The organism is Stenotrophomonas sp. 112478_Sma (assembly GCF_056479905.1).
The window spans coordinates 1,814,819-1,836,872 of the sequence record NZ_CM151072.1 but is presented as its reverse complement, the minus strand read 5'-3'; the positions used below and the strand labels follow the sequence as shown (position 1 = coordinate 1,836,872).

Genomic DNA, 22,054 nt, shown 5'->3' with positions numbered 1-22,054 from the left:
ATTTAGATCGATTCAAGTAGAGCATGGCGATTCGCGCCAATGCATTCTGCGCCGCAGCATACGTCCCGCCGCGCGGCCTCTTGGCCGGCCTGCCGGGGAATCGCGCGAGAAAACGTTTCCAGCCGATTCAGAAAAACGTCATGCCCCCGCCACGGCAATACCATATTGCGCAGCAGCATGCGCCGACGGGCAACCCATGCTAAAAAACGCCCGCCCATCGCTTAGATCGATCCAAGACGACGTTGCGGTGGCCGGGAGTTTGGGGAAGCAGCGACAGGACGGGCCGGCACAGACAAAGGATGCAGTTGCAACTGCGTAGCGACCGCACCGGCATCACCACAGATTAGATCGATTCAAGTCATCCGCACCACGTCACACGTCACCGGATCAATCCAGGAGAGAGGGAGAGATGGGAATGAGTCACTCAATACGCATGCATGGCCAGGACGCGCTGTCGCTGGCCATCGCGCTGGCATTGGCCGCCGCCGTCCTGCCGGCGGGCGCCGCCGCGCAGCAGGCCACCACCGGCACGCCCGACGCCACCACGCTGGACAGCGTCCAGGTCACCGGCTACCGCTACGCCATCGAAAAGAGCCTTGAGCAGAAGCGCGACGCCAACGCCGTGGTCGAAGTAATCACGGCCGAAGACGTCGGCAAGTTCCCCGACAAGAACGTGGCCGACGCGCTGCAGCGCGTACCGGGCGTGGTCATCACCCGCGACGGCGGCGAAGGCAAGACGGTCAGCGTGCGCGGCCTCGCTGCAGACCTTACGCTGACCCAGTTGAACGGCAACTACGTCGCCACCTCCGAGACCAACGACGAGGCGACCCGCTCTTTCAACTACACCCTTCTGCCGTCCAACATGCTGTCCAGCGCCGAGCTGTTCAAATCGCCGGAAGCGCGCATCGATGAAGGCGGCATCGGCGGCACGGTCATCCTGCACACCCGGCGCCCTCTGGACATGGAGTCCAACTCGGGCTTCGTCACCCTTGAAGGCACCTCGTCGGATACCAGTCACGACATCGATCCGCAGGCCTCCGCACTGTACTCGTGGCACAGCAAGGACGAGCGTTTCGGCGTGCTGGTCGGCGTGACCCAGCAGAAGCGCACCAGCCGCACCATGGAAGTCACCACCGAGAACTATCAGTGGTACGGCACCGATACCGATGCGCGCGACGTGCATGGCAACCCCATGCTGCAGGACGGCATCGAGTACTGGTGGGGCAACTCCGGCTTCAACAACCAGAACGGTCGCAACTACACCGACTTCTTCATGCCGACCTCGGTCAATTTCGCGGTGAAGGAGGAAACGCGCGAGCGCAAGGGCGGGCAGCTGACCTTCCAGTTCAAGCCGGTCGACAACGTGACCATGACGGCCAACTACTTCCGCTTCGAGCTGGAGGGCAACTACGCCCAGCACATGCTGAAGGTGCCGGAGTGGAGCATGGCCCGCTTCAATGGTGACGGCAACTGGGCCGGCGGCCGCATGCTCAACGGGCTGGACTTCGATCCCAGCGGCACCGTCGTCACCGGCGCGCAGTTCGAGAAGCTGGCCGGCAAGACCTATTACTGCAATGAAGCCGAGGCCGAAGCGGCCGGGCTCGAGCCGGGGGGCTGGGGCCCCGATGACTGCACCATTCCGACCCCGCAGCTCACCGGCGGCTACAGCCGCGAAAAGGCGCTCTCGCAGACCGCCGACCTCAGCATCGACTGGGACATCAGCCCGCTGTGGAAAGCGTCGTTCACCGGCGGCCGTACCTGGTCCGAAGGCGGTCCCTCGATGAACTTCCGCATGTCGGCCAAACCGCGTCGGCAGACCAATGGCGTGTGGGAATCGTCCAGCAGCACCTCCTGGGACCTGACCGGCACGCCGTCGGGCACCTTCGCTCCCGACCTGCAGCAGCAGCTCATGGCCGGCATCGCCGAGATCGACACCGGTTCGACCGACTCGTCCTGGAAGCAGACCGAGATCAAGCAGAACTATTTCCAGGCCGATGTCACCAAGCTGTTCGAATCCGGCTGGCTGGACTCGATCCAGTTCGGTGCCAAGTATCGTGACGGCACGGTGCACCGCAACACCGGCAATACCTACTGGGTGTGCCAGGGCCGAGACCCGTCGGACTACGACAACAACCGCTACCAGAGCGGCTGCGACCCTACGGCCAATATCGCCCAGCCCGGCTTCTTCCTGTCCAACCCGATCAGCAACATCCCCGGCGGCTTCAATACCAACGTGTTCCCGGGCATCAACTATCCGGCCTACATCGATTACCTGAACAAGACCTACGGCGGTTCGCACAACCGTGTCGAGGACGACTTCATCTACAACGTCAACGAGAAGATCTACTCGGGCTACTTCCAGGCCAACTTCCGCACCGAGCGGGTGCGCGGCAACGTGGGCGTGCGCGTGGTGCGCACCAAGCAGCTGGCGCAGTCCACCGATTCGATCGAGCGTTTCGACGACTACTTCCTCGACAACGCCGCAGGCGCACCGATGGCGTGCTCCGACCCGGCCGCGGCGGCCTACCCGAACTACAGCTGCGAGAGCGGTTTCGTGCGCCTGCCGTACAACCTGGCACAGAGCAAGAGTTTCGAGCTGCTGGGCGTGGACCGCACCTACACCGACGTCCTGCCGAGCTTCAACATCGCCTGGGACATCACCGATACCCTGCTGCTGCGCGGTGCCGCCTCGAAGGTCATCGCACGCCCCGGCTACACCGAGATCGGCGCTCCGGGCAGCCTGCGCTACTACAGCGAGGAGTACGTCAATGACCGCCGCGTGGCCGGCGGTGCACCGACCCCGGGCTGGACCGGCGACGGCAGCAACAAGCAGCTTGAACCCTTCGAGGCCACCCAGTTCGACCTCGGCCTGGAGTGGTACTTCCAGCCTGGCGCGGTGGCCGGCGTGGGCCTGTTCCGCAAGAACGTGGACAACTTCACCGTGCCTGTCGTGCGCGACATGCAGATGCAGGTCGGTGGCGAAACCGTGACCGTGCAGGACTACGAGACCCGTGCCAACGGCCAGGACGGTGTGTCGCAGGGCGTGGAGCTGTACGGCCAGTACACCTTCGATTTCGGCGTCGGCGTGCAGGCGAACTACACCTACAACGACACCAACCTGGCCTCGATCGTGCTGGATGGGCAGAACATCGGCTCGTCGCCGCTGGTCGGCAGCGCCAAGAACCAGGCCAACGTGACGGTGTTCTACGAGAACGACACGTTCCTTGCCCGCGCCTCGTACAACCGTCGCGGCCAGGTGGTCGGCGGACTGAACAACGGCATGACGGTCTACACCGAGCCGTACGACCAGCTTGATCTCAACGTGGCCTACAACCTCACCCCGGAGTGGACCCTGACCGCGTCGGTGATCAACGCCACCAAGTCCGAGCAGCGCGTGCATCTGGGCAATGACACCAAGGCCCGCCTGATCTCCAATACCTACGCGGGCCGCCAGCTGTACTTCGGCGCGACCTGGAAGTTCTAAGGCAGTCGCCCCGCCCGGCGCGGGGACATTCCTCCACGGCAGCCACGCTGGTACAGGTGGCTGCCGTTTTTCATGGGCACCGCGGAGGCATCACTTGACCCTGCCATCGTTGGAAGGTGCACACTGGCTGCATTCCCCGGAACCGAAGGAGCTACAGATGGACTTCCATGTTGACGGCATGACCTGCGGCGGATGCGCGCGCAGCGTGACCCGCGCGATCCAGAGCGTTGATCCGCAGGCCCGCGTGGTCGCCGATCCGCCGACAGGCCGCGTGCAGGTGCAGACCACGGCCAGCGAAGCGGAGATCTTCGCCGCTGTGAAGGACGCAGGCTTCCCGCCGCGCACCGCCTGATCGCCCGGCTCCGGGCGATGCCCACGTCCTTCTGAAGGAGCCACAGCACTCCCGCCGCGCAGGTGCGAAGACCCCTGCGCCCCGCGGCTCAGCTCCGGCGCGCCTGCCGCCGCGCCGCGACTGGCTCCGCGCCTTCCTCGCCCTCCTCCAGCCGCTGCAGGATCGGACACTCCGGCCGCTCGTCGCCCGCACAGCAGCTGATCAGCGACTTCAGCGTATCGGCCATCTGCCGCATGTGGTCGATGCGCTGCTCGAGATCATCGATGTGCTGCTCGGCCAGGCGCTTGACGTCGGCGCTGTGGCGCGAGGTATCGTTCCACAGACCCAGCAGATCCGTGATCTCGGCGACCGAGAATCCCAGGTCCCGCGCGCGGCGTATGAACCGCAGTCGATGCACGTCGGCGTGCGAATAGGCCCGGTAGCCGGATGCCGTACGGTCGGCAGCAGGAATCAGCCCGATCTGCTCGTAGTAGCGGATCATCTTCGCCGAAACGCTCGATGCCTTCGCGGCCTCACCGATGTTCAAGACAGTCTCCTTTTCAGTGGCTGGCGGCGTCGGCCATTGGCGCCCGGAAGCGACGCAGGCGCAGTGCATTGCCCAGCACGAACACGCTGGACAGTGCCATCGCACCGGCGGCGAATACCGGCGACAGCAGGATGCCGAAAGCCGGATACAGCACGCCGGCGGCCACCGGAATCAGAGCGGTGTTGTAGGCGAAGGCCCAGAACAGATTCTGCCGGATGTTGCCAAGGGTGGCCCTGGACAGCGCGATGGCATTGGGCACGCCCAGCAGACTGCCGGACATCAGCACTACATCGGCCGATTCCACCGCCACATCGGTACCGGTGCCGATGGCCAGGCCCACATCCGCCTCCGCCAGCGCCGGCGCATCGTTGATGCCGTCGCCGACGAAGGCCACGTGACCATGCGCAGCCTTGAGGCGTCGCACCGCCTCCACCTTGCCTTCGGGCAGCACTTCGGCCACGACCTCGTCGATGCCCAGCTGGCGTGCGATCGCCTGTGCGGTGCGCGCATTGTCGCCGGTGATCATCGCCACCTTCAGTCCCAGCGCATGCAGTGCGGTGATGGCGGCCGGCGTGCTCGTCCTGATCGGGTCGGACACTGCGATCACCGCTGCCAGCCGGCCATCGAAGGCGGCGTACAGCGGCGACTTTCCTTCACCTCCCAGACGCTGCACCAGCGCGGCAACGCCATCGATATCAACGCCCTGCGTTCGCATGAACCGGTCGGCCCCGACTTCAATGCGGCTTCCCTGCACGATCGCACGCACCCCCATGCCGGTGACCGATTCGAACTCCTGCAGGGCCGGCACGGAGATGCCCTCCTCCTCGGCGGCCATCACGATCGCGCGTGCGATCGGATGCTCCGAGCGCGATTCAACGGCCGCGACCGCGCCCAGCACCGCCGCTCGCGCAAAACCGTTGCTCAGCTCCAGATCGGTCAATCGCGGGCGGCCCTCGGTCAGGGTTCCGGTCTTGTCCACCGCCACCACCCGCGCATCCTTCAGCAACTGCAGTGCCTCGCCCTTGCGGAACAGCACGCCCATCTCCGCGCCCCGCCCGGTGCCGACCATGATCGAGGTCGGCGTTGCCAGCCCCATCGCACAGGGGCACGCAATGATCAGCACGGCCACGGCATTGACCAGGGCGAAGGTAAGCGCCGGGGACGGCCCGAGCAGCAGCCACGCCACGAAGGTGGCCAACGCGGCCAGCATCACCGCAGGCACGAACCACAGCGTGACCCTGTCGACCACGGCCTGGATCGGCAGTTTCGACCCCTGTGCCTGTTCAACCAGGCGGATGATCTGCGCAAGCACGGTCTGCGCACCTACCGCCGTGGCACGCACGGTCAGTGCTCCCTGCTGGTTGACCGTACCACCGACCACGGCCGCGCCCGATGCCTTTTCAACCGGAACCGGCTCACCGCTGATCATCGACTCATCGACGAAGCTGCGCCCCTCGACCACCTCGCCATCCACCGGGACGCGTTCGCCGGGACGTATTTCCACGAGGTCGTCACTGACCACCTCGCCCACCGGGACGTCGACCACCCGACCATCGCGTACTACGTGGGCGACCTTGGCCTGGAGCTTGACCAGCCGCTTGATGGCTTCCGACGTACGGCCCTTGGCACGCGCCTCGAGAAAGCGGCCCAGCAGGATCAGCGCGACGATCACCGCCGCAGCTTCGTAATAGACGTTCACCGTGCCGGGCGGCAGCAGCCGCGGTGCGAAGGTCGCGATCACCGAGTAGCCGAACGCCGCCGCGGTGCCCACCGCGACCAGCGAGTTCATGTCCGGTGCCAAACGCAGCAGTGCCGGAATGCCCTTCTGGTAGAAGCGCCGGCCGGGAATCACGAGAACCAGCGTGGTCAGCACGAACTGCACATACCAGCTGGCCTGCAACCCGATGGTCGACATCACCCAGTGGTGCATGCCCGGGATCAGATGCGATCCCATCTCCAGTATGAACACCGGCAGGGCCAGCACGCTGGCCAGTATCAGCGCGTGTTTGAGTTCAGCACGCTCGGCGTCCTTCTTCTCCCCGCCGTCATCGGCCTGCGCGCTGCCATCGAGAAGACGAGCGCCGTAGCCCGCCCTGTCGATCGCCGCCAGCAGCGCCTCCACGTCTGCTGCGCCGCGAACGGTGGCACGCTCGGTGGCCAGGTTGACGCTCGCCGCGCTCACGCCCGGCACGGCCAGCAGTGCGCGTTCGACCCGGCCCACGCAGGACGCGCAGGTCATGCCCTCCACGGCCAGCTCCACGGTCGTGGCCGCAACCTCATAGCCGGCCTTGTGCACCGCCTGGATCAAGGCGGCGCGGTCCACCGGCCCCGACGGACGGATATCGGCACGTTCCGTGGCCAGGTTCACCGAGACGCTGCCGACCCCCTCCACCTTGGCCAGCGCGGCCTCGACCCGGCCTACGCAGCTCGCGCAGGTCATGCCTTCGATGGGCAGGCTGATCGGATCAGGCACGGAAGCGGCGGTGTTGGCGTGCGACAGGCTCATGACTGGATTCCCGGGTTCCTTCTGGACCGGAACAGGCTAAACCTTGCCATCGTGGGAAGGTCAAATCCAGCCTGTCCTGTCCGGCGGCCCAGCGGTCAGTTCATCCGCGGGGCATGGATCCACCGGTCGAGGGTGGATCCATGGCGCGGGCTCAGAACGTGAACACGTATTCCAGCGCGAACTCGCGGCCGACCGCACCGAGCAACCGGGTCGGCGCGAAATCGTAGTCCAGCTTGTAGGGATCCTTGTGGTTCCAGCTGGCCGAGTTGAAGACGTTGTTGACGTACACATTGACCTTGGCGCGTTCAGTCACCTGATAGCCCACATTGACGTTCCAGGTGATGAACGGTCCAACCCGGCCGTAGTAGCGCGCCGTGCGCTGGCCGGCGTTCGGATTCGGATTCGGCGAACCGTCGGGACGCGTGGCAGGTTCCAGGCAGTCCAGCGAAGGACTGTCGCTGGGTACGTAGCCATCGGCGAACGGCAGGCAGCCGCCGGGATTGTCCAGGCGGTCGGTGCCCCAGTGGTAACGCACGCCCGGCACCGAGCCGATGCGGTCGGCGTACACATTCGCGTTCCAGTGACCACGCTGCCAGGCCAGGCTCGCTCGCAGCTTGCTGCGCAGGTCGCGGTCACGGCGCTGCGGATTCGGATCCGCGGCATAGCGCTGCTCCTTGGTCGACAGCTGGTTGGTGTAGTTCACGCCGAACTGGAAGCTTCCCCATGCCGCGCTGTCCCACCGGTAACGCGCGGTCAGGTCGATACCGCGGACCTCCCGGCTGGCCAGGTTGAACGGCCCCCGCTCGATCGACACCAGGCGGCCATTGCTGTCGCGGTTCACGCGCGCGAGGATGCCGGCGCAGTAGTCCGCACCGGCCGGATTGGCCCACGGCGTGCCGTCGATGTTCAGTCCCGTGCGGCAGCCCGCTTCGCTGGCCAGCACCTCGTCGGCGCCGACATCGACGATCATGTCCTCCAGCTTGATGGCCCAGTAGTCGGCACTGATCGAAAGATTGGACATCACATCCCAGACGAATCCGACCGTCCATGAATCCCCCGTTTCCGAGCGCAGCAGCGGAGTACCGCGACGATTCACGTCGAACGTGTACCAGACATCGGTATTGCCCACTCCACAGTTGTTGACCAGATAGGCACCGCTTTCGATGCAACGCAGGCGGTCATAGGTCTGCACCTCGGAACTGCTGGGCTGCCCCAGCAGGTAGTGCATGTCAGGCGCGTGGAAGCTGGTGGCGTAGGAACCGCGTACCAGCAGCGACTCCACCGGCCGCCATTCCAGACCGACATTCCAGGTGGTCTCCTTCTGGCTGCCGATCTCCAGCGCCTCTACATTGGCGTCGGCCTTGTAACTGCCGTAACGGTCATAGCGTGCCGCCGCGGTGGCGATCACGCTGTCCAGCAGTGGAATCTTGAACTCCACGCCCGCCGAGTAGCGCGTGCGCTCGCCGCCACCGCGATCAACGTTCTGCAGGTCGAAATCGATGCCGGCGCGAGGGTCGGGAGCGAGGTGATATCCCTGTTGCGCCACCTCGGCCACCGCCGCGAACGAAACAGGCCCCGCCCAGCCCTGGAACAACTCACCGGTGATGTCCGCCGACGCCTGGTTGACCCAGGAAGACGCACGGTTCTTCGCCACCGTACCCATCTGCCAGTACTGGTCCGGCGTGAGCGGGTTCCACCAGCGTGCTTCGTCCAGTGCGTAGATCGCTTCACCATCCGCCGTCGTACCCAGGCGCGGGCCGAGGAAGAAGTCATAGGACTTCTGCTCGTCCACTACATTCTGCCGCTCTTCCACGCGGTAGTAGGAACGGCCGATGGTGGCACTCCAGTCGAAGCGGTCCGCCAGGCGCCCGCGCAGGCCTGCACTCCAGTCCCAGGACAGCTCCCGGTTGGTGTTGCGAAGGGTGTCCAGGCCGCCCACTTCGTTGGGCGTGAACTGGCGCACGCCCAGGATCGCGCGGTTGCGGTTGGCATCCCAGTAGTAGCCGTTGTCATCATCGATGAGCGTCACGCTGGGCGGATTGGTCCCCCAGATCGCCTCCGACCGGTACACCGCCAGGTTGGTCCAGCCCTGCAGGTCGCTGTCGAAATCGAACGTGGCATACAGATTGCCGGACACATTCTCGGCACCACCGGTCAGCAGCCAGTTGGCATAGTCGGCCGTCATGCCACACAACTGCCCGGTATTGGTGATCGTATCGGTGTTGTAGTTGTAGACCAGTCGATCGGCGGTGTAGTACTCGCCGTCGAACTTCTCGCAGGTGCCGGTCGGCGGCGCCAGTCGCTGGCCGGTACCCGGGTCGATCAGGGCCAGGCCGGCGGTAGGACGGAAACCGACCTTGCGCTGTTCCATGTTCCAGGAGGGGCGCGGCGCATCATCGGCATCATCCATCTGCGGCCGGTTACGGCCGAACAGCGGATCGCGCTTGGTGTACTGCAGCGCGTAGGTCACGCTCCAGTTGTCTCCGGTCCTGCCACCCGCCCACGACAGATCCCAGGTATCGCGACCACCTTCAGTGGAGGTGCCGCCGCGCACGCGCACTTCGTCGCCGTCGTAGTGGGTCTTCAGGATGACGTTGACCACGCCTGCAATGGCATCCGAGCCGTAGATCGCAGAGGCGCCGCCGGTCAGGACCTCGATGCGCTCCACCGCAGCGGCGGGAATGTTGCCGTAGTTGGAGAAATTGGTCTCCCCGCCATAGGGCAACGGGTAGTCGGCCACGCGACGGCCATTGACCAGCAGCAGTGAGCGGTTGGGGCCCATCCCGCGCAGATTCAGGCCGCTGGCGTTGGGCGTGTGCGAGCCCCACTGCGACGCCGCCTCCACGGTGCCGGTGGCTTCGGTCAATGTCTTCAGCGCATCGTACACGCTGACAAAGCCTTCCTTCTGGATCTGCTGCGCGGTGATCACGTTGACGGGAGCTGGGCCTTCGACGCTGGCGCGCTTGATGCGCGAGCCAGTGACGGTGACCGCGTCGAGATCCTTGGTGGACGAACCTGAGACTTCCTGTGCATTGGCAGCCAGCGGAAGCAGGGCCAGGACCAGGGCCTGGGACAGCAGGTGACGACGATTGCGGACGAACTGAGCCATGTGGTCGCTCTCGGAGGGTGTGGTCGCACGGATGGGTGGTGGCGCGGCACTACGGAAGATCCAGGTGCCGGGTCGGTTCAAGCCGGTTCCGGCGCCCCCCTGTGGATCGATCCAAACTAAAGCACGGCTGAACCGGAGAGAGCATTCCGCGGCGCAACACGCCGCTGCGGATCCGCTGCCGTCCCCGCTTGAAAAGTAGATGAATCAGTGGCTTGCGCAGGTTGGCCGCCGCAGGCCGGAGATGAACTGATGACACGCGAGCGGCAGACCCGCGCGGAACCGACTTCGCCCGGTATCAGGACAGATCGCCGTCCAGCGCCCGCCGCAGCCCCGCCACGATTGCGGCATCGGTCTGATCCCAGTGCGGGTCCAGCCCGCGCAGTGCCGGGTTGTGGAACTGCATGGCCGAGTGCCGGCGGCGCTTGGCCGACGCGTGCAGCTCAACGCAGCCGCTGTGCCGCGCCACCGCAGCGATGTTGGCCGGGTCCAGGCCAGCACCCGCCATCACGCTGATGCGCCCCGCCGCCCGGGCGACCAGGCCTTCCAGCACGTCGACACCGGCAGCCGCGCTGGCCTGTCCCCCGGACGTCAATACACGGCTGCACCCCAGAGCGATCACCTGCTCCAACGCCGCCGGAAGGTCGCGCGCGGCGTCGAAGGCACGGTGGAACGTCACCTGCAGCGGACCCGCCGCCTGGATGAGCGCGCGGCACAGGGGCAGATCGATATCGCCCTGCCGGTCCAACGCACCGATCACCACGCCATCGCAGCCCAGCGCACGGCACTGTGCGATATCGCGCAGCATCAGCTCGGCCTCCAAGGCGTCGTAGTGGAAATCGCCCGGCCGCGGCCGCACCAGCACGAACAGCGGAATCGACAGGCGTTCGCGGGCCATGGCGATGCTGGCGAACGACGGTGTGGTGCCGCCCTCGGCAAGGTTGTCGAACAGTTCGATGCGGTCGGCACCACCGGCCTGCGCGGCCAACGCCGAAGCCAGCGAGTTGCTGGCGATCTCCAGGGTGAGCCGCGTGCTCACGCCTGTGTGCTCGTGTAGATCGACGGTGAATCGCGCAGGTCGTCCTGGCGCTGCGCATCGCAGACGGCATAGACGAAACCGCGATGCAGCGCATAGGCGCCCACCTCGCCCTGCTTGTTCATGGCCAGGAAGCACACCTGCAGGGTCCTGCTTGCCTCGGGACGCTTGCGTACCACGCGGTCGATCGCCTCACGGCAGGCCTGGGCGGGCGTTCGACCCTGGCGCATCAGCTCGACCACCAGGAACGAGGCCGCATTGCGGATCATCTCTTCGCCCACGCCCGATGCGGTGGCGGCACCGACCTCGTTGTCGACGTACAGGCCCGCGCCGATGATCGGACTGTCGCCGACCCGGCCGTGCAGTTTCCAGGCCATGCCGCTGGTGGTGCAGGCACCGGCGAGATGGCCCCGGGCATCCAGCGCCAGCATGCCGATGGTGTCGTGGTTGTCGCTGTTGCCGGGAAGGCCACGTCGCTCGGCGTTGATCTGGGGCTGGTACTTCTCGGTCTTCAACCACTCGCGCCAGGCCGCTTCGGCCTGCGGCGTCAGCAGACGCCTGCGCTCGAAGCCCTGCTGCACGGCGAACTGCTGCGCCCCTTCACCCACTAGCAACACGTGCGGGCTGTTTTCCATCACTTTGCGGGCCACCGACACCGGGTGCGGGATGTCGACCAGCGCGGCCACCGCACCGCAGCGGCCATCGCCGTCCATGATGCTCGCGTCCAGGCTCAGCACGCCGTCCCGATCCGGATTGCCGCAATGGCCCACGGTGGGATTGCACAGCTCGCTCTCGGCCCAGCGTGCGCCGGCCTCCACTGCGTCCAGGGCACTGCCGCCCTGCGCCAGGACCTTCCATGCCGCCTGGTTGGCCGGCACACCGAAATCCCAGGTCGAGACCACCTTCGCTCCGCCCTGCACACGTGCCTGTACGCCCGGCAGGGCGGCCATGCCTGCCACCAGCGCTCCGGCCTGCAGGAACTGCCTGCGATCCACCATGTTGCCTCCCAGTCTGCAACGTGTCGCCGGCCCGATGCCGGCAGCACCGATCAATCGTGTACGGGGTACCGCGCCGCATGCCAGACGGCGGCGCCCAGCACGCCCAGTTGGCCGTGTTCGACCCGCCATACCGGCACCTGCCGCAGCACGTCGGCCAGCACGCCCTTGTTGAGGAAGCGCTCGCGGAAGCGGCCATCGGCGAGGAAATCCTGCACGTGGGTGGAAATGCCGCCCGCCAGGTACACCGAGCGGGCCCCCACGGCGATGGCGGCATCGCCGGCCAGGCTGCCCAGCCAGGCGCAGAACACCTGCAGCGTCTCCACTGCAAGTGCGTCTTCGCCGCTGCGTGCGGCGCCGATCAGCGCTTCGGTGCTGGACCACACCGGAGTGACGCCACGCAGCTCGCACAGGCACGGATACAGATTCATCAGACCGCTGCCGGACAGCACACGCTCGTTGTCCACATGTGGCCACCGCTGCAGCAGCCTGCCCAGCACCTCCAGCTCCAGCGCGTTGCCGGCCCCCAGGGCAGCGTGGCCGATCTCGCTGGGCAGCACCGGACGCCCGCCATCGGCGAAGCGCAGCGCCGCGCCCAGGCCGGTACCGGCCCCCAGCACCAGCGCCGGGAACGCCATCGCCGGGTCGGCATCGCCGTTCAATGGAACCAGGGTGTCGGCCTGCAGGTAGGGAATGGCCAGTGCCACCGCCTCGAAATCATTGATGAGCTGCAGATCGTCCAGACCGGACTGTGCGCGGGTGGCGGACAACGACACCGTCCACGGCAGATTGGCATTGATCAGCACATCGCCATCGAGCAGGCCGGCGATGGCGACCACCGCCGACCGCACCGGCAGTGCGAGGCTCCGGGTGAAGTCGGCCAGAATCGCCGCCAGGCTGGAATGATCGGCACACGCGTAGGTGCGATGACTGCCCAGCCGTGGCGCCTGCCCGGGCAGCGTTTCAGCCAGCGCCAGGCGGGCAAAGGTACCGCCGACATCGGCGACGATCAGGCTTCGCGGAAGACCGCCGCGGGAGGAGTCGGTGGAAACCGGGGGCACTGCTGCGATGGTCACTCTGGCCTGCTTGAATCGATTGAATCGCACCGATTCTCAGGCATCAGGGTCGCTTTGCCTAGCGCGGCGCGGCGCCGGCATGCCGGCCCTGCCATGGCCTTGTCCGCAGCGCCCGGGTGGCGGCAGCCCGGACGCAGCGCGCAGCGGCACCTGCGGATCAGGGCTCTGCGGTCTGCAGACTATAACGGGTGGTGGCAGTGAATACCGCACCATCCGGCTGGGTCGAACGCACCTCGATCCTGTGGTCGCCCACGGCCAGGTGGGTGGGCAGCGCGCCGCGCCACAGATGCGGCGAAGCGGTGGCCTCCGGCGAGCGATCGTAACCGCGCAGCACGCTGGACAGGTCGTCCGCCGCATTCTCCACCAGCAGCCGCGGGTCGGGCTGGCGGACCTGCTTCATCGGCTGCCATGCCCCACCGTCCACGCGGTACTCGACCACGCTCGCGTCCTCACCCATGTACACGTTGGCGTACACGCCCCATGCCGGATACGCGCCCTGGCGCAGCACCTTCGGCGCATGCAGGCCGATCTGTTCGCTGGCTGGCGCGCCGGCCACGCGATACTGCAGGCGATAGCTGCCGTTGCCAGCCACATCCAGCAACGCGTAGCCCTTTGGCGTGCCGTCGCTCATGGTGCTGTCCGGCACGCCGGCAGCATCCTTCACGCCGGACCAGAACGCACCGCAGTTGGCACCGACGTTGTACTCGTGCAGGGGCTTTTCGCCGTGCCAGCCCTCGGCCTTGCCATGGTAGACATGCTGCTGGGTGTGGCTGTGGCCGCTCAGGACCAGCACGTTGCGGAAGTCCTTCAGCAGGTCGAACAGGCGCTGCCGGTCGGCGTGCCGGAAGCTCTCACGACCCGGCGCTGCATCGAACAGCGGAATGTGCATGCCCAGCACCAGCAGGCGGTCGCGATGCAGACCCTTGAGGTAGGCGGCAAGGAACGCGAACTGATCCTCGCGCAGGCCACCGACGTAGCTCGGCCTCGCCTTCGGGTCGTACACCACATCATCGAGGAACACGAAGCTGGCACCGCCCTCCTCCACGGCGTACGTGTCCGGGCCGTAGACGTTGCGCCAGCTGTCCAGCGAATGCTCGTCGACGGCGGCATCGAAATCGAGATCGTGGTTGCCCGGCACATGGAACCACGGCACGCCCAGCTGCGTGGTGACCTTGTTGATGGCCGGATACAGCGTCAGGTCATCATTGACGATATCGCCGAGCGTCGTGCCAAGCCGCGCCCGGGTCTGGCCGACCAGCGGCGCCACGATGGACTGCTGGTAGTAGCCGATGTCCTTGAGGCTTGCGGTCTGTGAATCAGTGAACACCAGCATCTGGAAACCACGCCGGTTGTCATGACGATCCGTCTGCAGCGCGAAGTCCCAGTTGCGGGTGGCGTCGCCGGTTGCGGCGATGCCACCGTACTTCAGTGCAGGCGAGCCGTTGGGCTGGAAATGACGCCAGAATGACGGGAGCCCGTCGCTCGCCTTCGGGAACGCGTACGCATCCGGCTTGATCACGAACACCGTCTGGCCCTCGCGCACGGGCAGGCTGTAGCTGCCATCGGCTGCGGTCTTCACGATGCGCTCGCCGTTGGACACCTGCACCCCGGCCAGGCCCGGGTCGGTCGCACCACGGCCGGGCCTGCCGTCGCGTTCCAGGTAGACCTTGCCGCTGACAACCGCATCCGCAGCCCAGGCCGGCGAGGTCAGCAACAGGCAGCACAGCCACGCAGCGGGCGATTTCATGGGCAATCCGGCAAAGAAGAAGACTACCTATTGTAGAGCGGAGCCATGGCTATCTGCCGCCCGGATGCAACCGGGCCGGCGCCGGCGCCGAAAGCGCGTGCGGACCGCAGGCCACATGCAACCATCAACGATGGCGCGTTTCCAGCACCCGCCGGGCGTCGTCAAGCGACAGGCCGCGTGCGCGCAGCAGCACCAGCAGGTGGTACAGCAGGTCCGAAGCCTCGCCCAGCAGCGCCGCGTCATCCTGTGCGACCGCGGCCAGAGCGGTTTCCACGCCCTCCTCGCCCACCTTCTGCGCGATACGGCGGATGCCGTCCTCGAACAGGCGGGTGGTGTAACTGCCGGGTGGACGCTGTGCTTCACGCAGGGCCACCAGTTGCCCCAGCCCGCCCAGGAAATCCTTCGGCGCCTGGTCGAAGCAGCTCTCCGCACCGGTGTGGCAGGTCGGTCCTGCCGGGCGGGCCAGCACCAGCAGCGTATCGGCATCGCAGTCCACGCTGATGGACTGCACCGCCAGCACGTTGCCGGACTGCTCGCCCTTGGTCCACAGGCGCTGCCTGCTGCGGCTGTAGAAGGTCATGTGCCCGACGGCAAGCGTCGCGGCCAGCGACTCCGCGCTGACGTAACCCAGCATCAGCACCTGCAGGGTATCGGCGTCCTGCACCACCGCGGGCAGCAGGCCGTCCCCCTTGCTCCAGTCCAGCCCCTGCAGGGCCTCCAGCGACGGTCGCACCTCAATAGACATCCCGTACCTCGATCTGCTGTTCGCGCAGGTAGCGCTTCAGGTCTGCAATGGCGATGGCGCCGCTGTGGAACACGCTGGCGGCCAGCGCACCATCCACGTCGGCGCGGTCGAAGGCCTCGGCGAAATGCTCCATCGTGCCCGCACCGCCCGACGCGATCAGCGGCACCTGGCACAACGCACGCGCCTGCTGCAGCTGGGCCACATCGTAGCCGCGGCGCACCCCATCGCTGTCCATGCAGTTCAGCACGATCTCGCCTGCGCCGCGGCGCTGTGCCTCGACGATCCAATCCAGCGTCCGTATGGGTACCGCTCGGGTCTTGTCCGGGTCGCCGCTGAAGCGGCGCACCCGCCATTCGCCATCGGCCTCGCGCACCGAGTCGACGCCGACCACCACGCACTGCACGCCGAACTCGGCAGCCAGCTCGTCGATCAGTGCGGGACGGCCCAGTGCCGGCGAATTGATCGAGATCTTGTCGGCACCGGCAAACAGCACCCGCCGTGCGGTTTCCACGCTGTCGATGCCACCGGCTACGCAGAACGGGATATCGATCAGCCGTGCGATGCGCTCGACCCAGGCCACATCGACCGAACGCGCCTCGGGGCTGGCGCCGATGTCGTAGAACACCAGCTCATCGGCCCCCTGGTCGCGGTAACGCTGCGCCAGCTCGGCGATATCCCCCATGTCCACGTGGTCACGGAAGCGCACCCCCTTGACCACCCGTCCTTCGCGCACGTCCAGGCAGGGAATGATGCGGCGACTCAGCATGCCAGCGCCTCCGCCAGGTCCATGCGCTGTTCCAGCAGCGCCTTGCCAAGGATGGCGCCGCCACAGCCGGCAGCACGCGCATCGGCCACGTCGGCCACATCGCGGATGCCACCGGAGGCCTGCACCTGCACGCCCGGCAGCAGCGACACCAGGTGCTGGTACAGGCCGATGTTCGGCCCGGCCAGCATGCCGTCGCGGGCGATATCGGTACACAACAGGTGGCGCATGCCCGCCCGTGCATACCGCAGCGCAAGGTCATCCAGGGTCACGCCCGCGTTCTCGGTCCAGCCATGCACCGGCAGCTGCCACTGGCCCTGAGGGTCCTGGCGTGCATCCAGCGCGATGGTGATGTGATCGGCACCGAACGCCTGCAGCCAGCCGACCACTTCATCGGGCCTGCGCACTGCCAGCGACCCTACCACCACCCGGCTCGCGCCCGCATCGAGAATGCGCGCCACATCATCACGCCCACGCACACCGCCGCCGGTCTGCACCTGCAACGTCGTCTGCGTGCGAACCGCCGCCAGCAGCGGGGCCAGCGTGTAGCCACCGGCACGCGCTGCGTCCAGATCGACCAGGTGCATCCAACGCGCGCCCTGCGCGGCGAATGCCTGCGCGCGCGGCAGGGGATCGTCGCCGTAGTGCGTTTCCTGCGCGTAATCGCCCTGCCGCAGCCGCACCACACGGCCTTCGCGGATATCCAGTGCGGGGTAGACCGTGAAACTCATGCAGCGGTGCCCTCGAGGAAGTTGCGCAACATCAGCGATCCGGTATCGCCGGAGCGTTCGGGATGGAACTGCGCACCGAAGTAGCGCCCCTGCTCCACCACGGCAGTGAACAGGCCGCCGTGATCGCAGGCGGCCACCGTGTGGCTGTTCAATGGCGCCGCATAGCTGTGCACGAAGTAGGCGCTTGCACGATCAGGCACATCGCGCAGCAGCAGCGAGGACCGCAGTGGCAGCAGGCGGTTCCAGCCCATGTGCGGCACGCGGATGCCGCACGCCGGTACCAGCTTGCGCACCACCCCGGGAATCAGGCCGAGCGCTTCCACGCCGGCTTCTTCCGAGCGCTCGAACAGCAGCTGCATGCCCAGGCAGATGCCCATCAACGGCACCTCGATCCGTCGCAACGGCTCCACCAGTCCCTGCGCGTGCAGGCGCTGCATGCCCGGCCCTGCCGCACCGACGCCGGGCAGGATCACCCGCCGTGCGCCCGCCAGCCCCTCTGCGTCGCGTACCAGGCGCACACTGGCGCCCAGCCGTTCCAACGCATAGCGTACGGAACCCAGATTGGCACCGCCGGCATCGATCAGCGCGACTTCGCTCACAGGGCCCCCTTGGTCGAGGGCAGCGCCGTACCCTGGCGCGCCAGCGCCGGGCGCAGCGCGCGGGCCAGCGCCTTGAAACAGGCCTCCACCTTGTGGTGGTCATTGTCGCCACGCACCTGCAGATTGAGATTCAATCCACCTGCATCGCACAGCGAGCGGAAGAAATGCGGCACCAGTTCGGTCGGCATGTCGCCAACGCGCTCACGCTTGAACTCGCCCTCGAAGACGAAATAGGGCCGGCCACTGAAGTCCAGCGCTGCGCTGGCCAGGGTCTCGTCCATCGGCAGGGTGAACCCGTAGCGGCCGATGCCGCGCTTGTCACCCAAGGCTTCGCGCAGCGCCTGGCCCAGCGCCAGCCCTGTGTCCTCGATGGTGTGATGCTCGTCGATGTGCAGGTCGCCCTCGGCGCGGATGTCCAGCGCAAAACCACCGTGCTTGCCGATCTGTTCCAGCATGTGGTCGAAGAACGGCAACCCGGTGCGGATGTTGGCGTCACCGGCGCGATCCAGATCCAGCTCGACGCGTATCTTCGTTTCCTTCGTGTTGCGCTGGACCACGGCCGTGCGCGGCGCATCGGCCAGTGCGTGGGCGATGCCCGGCCAGTCCCAGTCACCGCCGAACTGCTCCGTGCGCAACTGGAAGCCACGGATGTTGAGGTTGTCGGCGAACTGCAGGTCGGTGATGCGGTCGCCGACCATCGCCGAGCGTGCCCAATCGATGCTGCGGTCCTGCAGGTAGGCCGTCATCAGGCCGATGCCGGGCTTGCGGGTCGGGGCATTGTCCTGTGGCCAGCTGCAGTCGATCAGCACATCACGAAACACGATGCCCTGGCTTTCGAAGATCTGCAGCATCAGATCGTTCGGTCCATCGAAGCTGGCGCGCGGATAGCCCTCGCTGCCGAGCCCATCCTGGTTGGTGACGATGACGAACTGGTAGCCGGCATCACGCAGCTTCAGCAGTGCCGGAATCACCTGCGGCACGAAGCGCAGCTTCTCGTAGGCGTCGATCTGGAAGTCGGAAGGTTCCTCGATGAGGGTACCGTCGCGGTCGATGAACAGGATCGGGGTCATGCAACGGCCCTCCGGGCCGACAGGGCCGCAAGCACGCGGTCATTCTCTTCGGGGCTGCCGATGCTGATCCGCAGCGCATCGTCCAGCTGCGGGGCTGCACGCTGGTCGCGCACCACCACGCCGGCCGCCAGCAACGCATCGAACGCGCCCTGGGCATCGGCAAAGCGCACCAGCAGGTAGTTGCCTGCGGACGCATGGACCTGGCGTACGCCAGGCAGGCCCTGCAGCGCAGTACGCAGGCGCTCGCGTTCGGTGATCACGGTGGCCACGCGCTCGCGTGTGCGTGCCAGCGCTCCCGGCTGCAGCGCCTGCACCGCCAGTTCCGCGCACGGCGTCGGCACCGGATACGGTGCCTGGCAGCGACGCAGCACCGCGATCAGTTCCGCTGCGGCGATCAACGTTCCGATCCGTGCGGCCGCCAGCGCATGGGCCTTTGAAAGCGTACGCAGCACTGCCACATTGGCGTGCGTGGCAAGCAGGGAGGTCGCCGAAGGACGCTGCGCGTACTCGACATAGGCTTCATCGACCACGACCAGCGCCCGACCGCGCAAGGCTTCGGCCACACGCTCGATGTCGGCCAGGGCGATATCGCTGCCGGCCGGGTTGGAGGGCGCACACAGAAACACCAGCTTCGCATTGCGCGCTCTGGCCGATTCGATCACCGCATCCAGGTCAGCGCGCAGGCCGTCGGCGGCATCGACCAGAGGCACCTCGATCAGAGGCGCGCCCTGCAGCCGTGCACAGACCGCATACATGCCGAACACCGGCGGCGTGACCAGCACACCATCGCGCCCCGGCACGCACAGCGCGCGCACCAGCAGGTCGATGGCTTCATCGCTGCCGCGCCCGACCAGCACCTGTTGCGGCTGCACGCCATACAGCGAAGCCAGTCCATCGCGCAACGCCTGTGGCTGGGGCTCTGGATAGCGCCGGCTGCGGCCCTCGGCGTCCGCGGGGTTGGCCCAGGCCGATTCGTTGGCGTTCAGCCAGACATCGCCCTGCACTGCCGCACTGCGCGCCGAGCTGTAACCTGCAAAGGCCTGCAGGTCGGGGCGCACCAGCGCCAGTACCTCGTCGATCCCGGCATTCATGCAGCCACCTCCATGCGCAGGGCAACGGCGCGCTCGTGCGCGTCCAGCCCTTCGGCGCTGGCAAGGGTGCGCGCGCAGCCGCCGATCGCCGCCAACCCGGCGGCGCTGGCACTCTGCACGCTGATGAAGTTCTGGAAGCTGGCCACGCTGACACCACTGTACGCACGTGCGGCGCCTGCGGTGGGCAGCACATGGTTGGTACCACTGCAGTAGTCGCCCAATGCCTCGGGGGTGTAATCACCCAGGAACACCGAGCCTGCAGCCTGCACCCGATCAAGCCAGCCGCGTGGTTCGCGCAGGGCCAGGATCAGGTGCTCAGGGGCGTAGCGGTTGCTGATCGCGAAGGCATCGGCCAGCGTGTCGACCAGGATCAGGCGCGACGCCGAAAGCGCCTGGCGGGCGATATCCTGCCGCGGCAGCAGCGCGACCTGGCGTTCCACTTCGGCCTCGACCGCGGCCAGCATCGCGGCATCATCGGTCAGCAGCAGCACCTGCGAATCGGGGCCGTGTTCGGCCTGCGACAGCAGATCGGCAGCCACAAACGCCGGATTGGCACCGGCATCGGCAATCACCAGAACTTCCGACGGCCCTGCAGGCATGTCGATCGCCGCTGCACCGTTCTGCGCGACCTGCTGCTTGGCTTCGGTGACGAAGCTGTTGCCGGGCCCGAACAGTTTGTCGCAGGCCGGAACGCTGGCGGTGCCATAGGCCATCGCAGCGATCGCCTGCGCGCCGCCCAGCTTGAAAACGCGTTGCACGCCGGTCAGCCGGGCAGCCACCAGCACCGCCGGATCGGCGCTGCCGTCGGCGCGCGGGGGTGTGCACAGCACCACCTGCGGGCACCCGGCCAGCTGCGCCGGCACGCCCAGCATCAACGCCGTGGACGGCAACGGTGCGCTGCCGGCCGGCACATACAGGCCGACCCGGCCGATCGGCCGCAGCATGCGTTCACAGACCACGCCCGGCGCGGTCTCCACCGCATAGCCCTGGCCCATGCCTGCGCTGTGGAAGCGCGCGATGCGCCCGGCCGCTTCCACCATGGCCTGGCGCAGATCGCCTGGCACCGCCGCTTCGGCAGTCGCGAATTCGGCGTCAGACACTTCAAAAGACGGCAGTTGCACACCGTCAAAGCGTGCGGTGATCACACGCAGCGCCTCGTCGCCCTGCGCGCGCACCTGCGCGATCAGGGTCGCGACCGCATCGCGCGTCTGCTGGGCCACGGCCTGCACCGGGCGGGTCAGTGCCGCGCTGCGCGCAGCCTCATCAAGTTGCGACCAGATCAGACGATTCATGCCAGCGACCGCTCCACGCTCAACACCATCAGGCCCTGCGCGCCCGCACGCTCAAGCTCTTCCATGCGCTGCCAGCTCAGTGGTCCGGGGCACATGGTCTGCAGCCGCAGCGTGCCGCCGTCAGCCGGCAGGCGCTCCAGCGGCCCGGCATCGGCCAGCAGCTGGGCCAGGGCATCAACACGGTCTTCGCTGGCGCGGAACATCAGCAGCTTGCGGTCCTGCTTCTGTACCACGCCATCGAGACGGCGCAGCAGCATGGCGCGCAGGCCCGCTCGAGCGTCATCGGGCACGCGCACCGCACCGGCCAGCACCGCCTCGCTGTCCAGCAGGTTGTGCACCGGCACAAGCTGGTTGGCACGCAGGGTGGCACCGCTCGACACCAGATCGCAGATCAGGTCGGCCGTGCCCAGCCGTGGGGCGATCTCAACCGAACCGGACAGCTCCACCACCTGCGCGTCCACGCCCTGCTCAACCAGCCATGCCTTGAGGATGGCGGGATAGCTGGTGGCGATGCGCATGCCGGCCAGCTGCGCCGGCCCCTGCCATTGCCAGTCCTCCGGCACCGCCAGCATCAGCCGGCACTGGCCGAAACCCAGCCCCCGCAGGGCCTGATAGGCATCCGGCAGGCCGATCTGGCGACGCGCGGCGGCCTGCTCGTCCAGTTCGTTGCGACCGACGATGCCCAGGTCGCAGACACCGTCGGCAATCAGGCCAGGAATGTCGTCGTCGCGCACCAGCAGCAGGTCCACCGGCAACGATTCTCCGTAGCAGAACAGCTTGTCGCGGCTTTCGCGCCAACTCAGGCCGCAGGCACTGAGCAGGTTGCGGGCGGGCTCGGCAAGCCGCCCGCTCTTCTGGATGGCGATACGCAGCCGGTCTCGTGCCGGGGCTGCCTGGGTTGCACTCATGGGAAGGTCTCGAAGTTCGGTACGGGG

Annotated in this window: 17 protein-coding genes; 2 read left to right on the top strand and 15 right to left on the bottom strand. The window is 67.0% G+C overall.

Annotated features, from left to right (window positions below; translation table 11 throughout):
- Nucleotides 1-409 precede the first annotated feature (409 nt).
- On the top strand, nt 410-3,484 hold the full coding sequence (locus ACZK08_RS08650; RefSeq protein WP_065182694.1) for a TonB-dependent receptor: 3,075 nt from the start codon (nt 410-412) through the stop codon (nt 3,482-3,484).
- A 157-nt stretch (nt 3,485-3,641) separates the two neighbouring features.
- Nucleotides 3,642-3,836: a heavy-metal-associated domain-containing protein gene (locus ACZK08_RS08645; RefSeq protein WP_053516712.1), complete on the top strand. Its 195-nt coding sequence runs from the start codon at nt 3,642-3,644 to the stop codon at nt 3,834-3,836.
- A gap of 88 nt (nt 3,837-3,924) precedes the next feature.
- On the opposite strand, the gene cueR is transcribed toward ACZK08_RS08645, so the two are convergent.
- The 15 genes from cueR to hisG all read right to left on the bottom strand — a co-directional run bounded on the left by cueR (nt 3,925) and on the right by hisG (nt 22,027).
- Complete coding sequence (cueR, locus tag ACZK08_RS08640; protein ID WP_065182695.1) at nt 3,925-4,362, bottom strand: Cu(I)-responsive transcriptional regulator; 438 nt, start codon at nt 4,360-4,362, stop codon at nt 3,925-3,927.
- A gap of 13 nt (nt 4,363-4,375) precedes the next feature.
- Nucleotides 4,376-6,868: a heavy metal translocating P-type ATPase gene (locus tag ACZK08_RS08635; protein ID WP_065182696.1), complete on the bottom strand. Its 2,493-nt coding sequence runs from the start codon at nt 6,866-6,868 to the stop codon at nt 4,376-4,378.
- 151 nt (nt 6,869-7,019) lie between these two features.
- Nucleotides 7,020-9,977: a TonB-dependent receptor plug domain-containing protein gene (locus ACZK08_RS08630; protein ID WP_478452684.1), complete on the bottom strand. Its 2,958-nt coding sequence runs from the start codon at nt 9,975-9,977 to the stop codon at nt 7,020-7,022.
- Between the two features lie 295 nt (nt 9,978-10,272).
- Nucleotides 10,273-11,013, bottom strand: coding sequence for a copper homeostasis protein CutC (locus ACZK08_RS08625; RefSeq protein ID WP_065182698.1), 741 nt, complete (start codon nt 11,011-11,013; stop codon nt 10,273-10,275).
- Nucleotides 11,010-12,008 carry a glycosylasparaginase gene (locus ACZK08_RS08620; RefSeq protein WP_065182699.1) on the bottom strand — a complete coding sequence of 333 codons (999 nt, stop codon included), beginning with the start codon at nt 12,006-12,008 and terminating at the stop codon, nt 11,010-11,012. The genes ACZK08_RS08625 and ACZK08_RS08620 overlap by 4 nt, the downstream gene beginning before the upstream one ends.
- Before the next feature lie 50 nt (nt 12,009-12,058).
- On the bottom strand, nt 12,059-13,081 hold the full coding sequence (locus tag ACZK08_RS08615; RefSeq protein WP_065182700.1) for a glucokinase: 1,023 nt from the start codon (nt 13,079-13,081) through the stop codon (nt 12,059-12,061).
- A gap of 157 nt (nt 13,082-13,238) precedes the next feature.
- Nucleotides 13,239-14,828 (bottom strand): calcineurin-like phosphoesterase C-terminal domain-containing protein, encoded by a 1,590-nt coding sequence (locus ACZK08_RS08610; protein ID WP_065182701.1) that lies wholly within the window; start codon nt 14,826-14,828, stop codon nt 13,239-13,241.
- Nucleotides 14,829-14,952: 124 nt separating this feature from the next.
- Complete coding sequence (gene hisIE / locus ACZK08_RS08605; protein WP_065182702.1) at nt 14,953-15,573, bottom strand: bifunctional phosphoribosyl-AMP cyclohydrolase/phosphoribosyl-ATP diphosphatase HisIE; 621 nt, start codon at nt 15,571-15,573, stop codon at nt 14,953-14,955.
- A complete protein-coding gene (hisF, locus tag ACZK08_RS08600) occupies nt 15,563-16,339 on the bottom strand; it encodes an imidazole glycerol phosphate synthase subunit HisF (RefSeq protein WP_053516721.1) in 777 nt (258 codons plus the stop codon). Before hisF ends, hisIE begins: the two co-directional genes overlap by 11 nt.
- A complete protein-coding gene (hisA, locus tag ACZK08_RS08595) occupies nt 16,333-17,067 on the bottom strand; it encodes a 1-(5-phosphoribosyl)-5-[(5-phosphoribosylamino)methylideneamino]imidazole-4-carboxamide isomerase (RefSeq protein ID WP_053516723.1) in 735 nt (244 codons plus the stop codon). Before hisA ends, hisF begins: the two co-directional genes overlap by 7 nt.
- Complete coding sequence (gene hisH, locus ACZK08_RS08590; protein ID WP_053516724.1) at nt 17,064-17,666, bottom strand: imidazole glycerol phosphate synthase subunit HisH; 603 nt, start codon at nt 17,664-17,666, stop codon at nt 17,064-17,066. Before hisH ends, hisA begins: the two co-directional genes overlap by 4 nt.
- The gene (hisB, locus tag ACZK08_RS08585) at nt 17,663-18,736 is read right to left on the bottom strand and encodes a bifunctional histidinol-phosphatase/imidazoleglycerol-phosphate dehydratase HisB (protein WP_053516725.1); all 1,074 of its coding nucleotides are present in this window, start codon (nt 18,734-18,736) and stop codon (nt 17,663-17,665) included. The genes hisH and hisB overlap by 4 nt, the downstream gene beginning before the upstream one ends.
- Complete coding sequence (hisC, locus tag ACZK08_RS08580) at nt 18,733-19,827, bottom strand: histidinol-phosphate transaminase (RefSeq protein ID WP_065182703.1); 1,095 nt, start codon at nt 19,825-19,827, stop codon at nt 18,733-18,735. The genes hisB and hisC overlap by 4 nt, the downstream gene beginning before the upstream one ends.
- Nucleotides 19,824-21,119 (bottom strand): histidinol dehydrogenase, encoded by a 1,296-nt coding sequence (hisD, locus tag ACZK08_RS08575; protein WP_065175580.1) that lies wholly within the window; start codon nt 21,117-21,119, stop codon nt 19,824-19,826. Before hisD ends, hisC begins: the two co-directional genes overlap by 4 nt.
- The gene (hisG, locus tag ACZK08_RS08570; RefSeq protein WP_053516728.1) at nt 21,116-22,027 is read right to left on the bottom strand and encodes an ATP phosphoribosyltransferase; all 912 of its coding nucleotides are present in this window, start codon (nt 22,025-22,027) and stop codon (nt 21,116-21,118) included. Before hisG ends, hisD begins: the two co-directional genes overlap by 4 nt.
- Between the last annotated feature and the right edge of the window lie 27 nt (nt 22,028-22,054).